The sequence below is a fragment of the Streptococcus sp. NLN64 genome (genome assembly GCF_015831295.1).
Classification (GTDB): domain Bacteria; phylum Bacillota; class Bacilli; order Lactobacillales; family Streptococcaceae; genus Streptococcus.
In genome coordinates this window covers 1-2,765 of the sequence record NZ_JADXDQ010000096.1, presented here as the reverse complement: position 1 = coordinate 2,765, position 2,765 = coordinate 1, and the positions used below count along the sequence as shown (strand labels likewise).

Here is a 2,765-nt window from a genome sequence, read left to right as displayed (position 1 = left end):
TGGTGTGTCATCTGCAAAAGACGCAGGCGTAACAGATATTAACTCAGTAAATCCATCTCCAGTAGCCAAGGAAGCGGCTAAAGCAGCTATTGACGAAGCTGCCCAAGCGAAGAAGTCTAAGATTGACGCTCGATCTGACCTTACAGACGAAGAGAAATCAGCTGCTAAGTCTGAGGTTGATACTAAGGCTGACCAAGCCAAACAAGCGATCGACACTGCGACAACCAATGATGGAGTAACTTCCGCTAAGGACGCAGGCGTAACAGATATTAACTCAGTAAATCCATCTCCAGTAGCCAAGGATGCCGCTAAGAAAGCCATCGATGACGCAGTAGCAGCGAAGAAAGCAGAGATCGACGGTCGTGATGACTTGACGAACGAAGAGAAGGCAACCGCTAAGTCTGAGGTTGATACCAAAGCCACTGACGCGAAGAAAGCTATTGATTTAGCGACAACCAACGCTGGTGTGTTATCTTCCAAAGACGCAGGTGTAACAGATATTAACTCAGTAAATCCATCTCCAGTAGCCAAGGAAACGGCTAAAGTAGCTATTGACGTAGCTGCCCAAGCGAAGAAGTCTAAGATTGACGCTCGATCTGACCTTACAGACGAGGAGAAATCAGCTGCTAAGTCTGAGGTTGATACTAAGGCTGACCAAGCCAAACAAGCGATCGACGCTGCGACAACCAACGATGGAGTAACTTCCGCTAAGGATGCTGGTGCAACAGACATAAACTCAGTAAATCCATCTCCGGTGGCCAAGGATGCCGCTAAGAAAGCGATCGATGACGCTGCTCAAGCCAAGAAGTCTGAGATTGATGCTCGTCCTGATCTCACAGACGAAGAGAAGGCAACCGCTAAGTCTGAGGTTGATGCAAAAGCCGATGATGCCAAGAAAGCTATTGATTCAGCGACAACCAACGATGGCGTGACTTCCGCTAAAGATGCAGGAGTATCGGATATTAAGTCAGTGACCCCAGAGCCAGTAGCCAAGGAAGCGGCTAAAGCAGCGATCGACGAAGCTGCCCAAGCTAAGAAGTCTGAGATTGACGCTCGTCCTGATCTCACAGATGAAGAAAAATTAACAGCTAAATCAGAAGTCGACTCTAAAGCGAATGAAGCTAAGAAAGCAATTGACGCTGCAACAACCAACGATGGCGTGACTTCCGCTAAAGATGCAGGAGTATCGGATATCAACTCAGTAAACCCATCTCCGGTAGCCAAGGATGCCGCTAAGAAAGCAATCGATGATGCTGCCCAAGCTAAGAAAGACGAGATAGATGGGCGCACTGATTTAACAGATGAAGAAAAATCAACAGCTAAATCAGAAGTTGATTCTAAAGCCACTGACGCGAAGAAAGCCATCGATAACGCAACAACCAACGATGGTGTGACTTCCGCTAAAGATGCAGGAGTATCGGATATCAACTCAGTAAATCCATCTCCGGTAGCCAAGGATGCCGCTAAGAAAGCGATCGATGAAGCTGCCCAAGCTAAGAAAGACGAGATAGATGGGCGCACTGATTTAACAGATGAAGAAAAATCAACAGCTAAATCAGAAGTTGATTCTAAAGCAACTGTCGCTAAGAAAGCTGTTGATGATGCGACAACCAACGATGGAGTAACTTTCGTCAAAGACACTGGTGTAACAGACATAAACTCAGTAAATCCATCTCCAGTAGCGAAGGATGCCGCTAAGAAAGCGATCGATGAAGCTGCACAAGCCAAGAAGTCTAAAATTGATGCTCGTCCTGATCTCACAGACGAAGAGAAGGCAGCTGCTAAATCAGAAGTTGATTCTAAAGCAACTGTCGCTAAGAAAGCTGTTGATGATGCGACAACCAACGATGCTGTATCATCTGCCAAAGACGCAGGCGTAACAGATATTAACTCAGTAAATCCATCTCCAGTAGCCAAGGAAGCGGCTAAAGCAGCTATTGACGTAGCTGCCCAAGCGAAGAAGTCTAAGATTGACGCTCGATCTGACCTTACAGACGAGGAGAAATCAGCTGCTAAGTCTGAGGTTGATACTAAGGCTGACCAAGCCAAACAAGTGATCGACGCTGCGACAACCAACGATGGAGTAACTTCCGCTAAGGATGCTGGCGTAACAAATATTAACTCAGTAAATCCATCTCCGGTAGCCAAGGATGCCGCTAAGAAAGCCATCGATGACGCAGTAGCAGCGAAGAAAGCAGAGATCGACGGTCGTGATGACTTGACGAACGAAGAGAAGGCAACCGCTAAGTCTGAGGTTGATACCAAAGCCACTGACGCGAAGAAAGCTATTGATTTAGCGACAACCAACGCTGGAGTAACTTCCGCTAAGGATGCTGGTGCAACAGACATAAACTCAGTAAATCCATCTCCGGTGGCCAAGGATGCCGCTAAGAAAGCGATCGATGACGCTGCTCAAGCCAAGAAGTCTGAGATTGATGCTCGTCCCGATCTCACAGACGAAGAGAAGGCAGCTGCTAAATCAGAAGTTGATTCTAAAGCCACTGTCGCTAAGAAAGCTGTTGATGATGCGACAACCAACGATGCTGTATCATCTGCCAAAGACACTGGTGTAACAGACATAAACTCAGTGAATCCATCTCCAGTGGCTAAGGATGAAGCTAAGAAAGCGATCAATGATGCTGCACAAGCTAAGAAAGACGAGATAGATGGGCGCACTGATTTAACAGATGAAGAAAAATCAACAGCTAAATCAGAAGTTGATTCTAAAGCCACTGACGCGAAGAAAGCTATTGATTTAGCAACAA

General features: G+C 46.5%; 1 protein-coding gene. It reads left to right on the top strand.

The genetic code is table 11. The features are described 5' to 3' along the window. Positions 1-2,765: DUF1542 domain-containing protein (locus I2503_RS09160; protein WP_196967758.1), on the top strand; the 2,765-nt coding region annotated here is incomplete at both ends.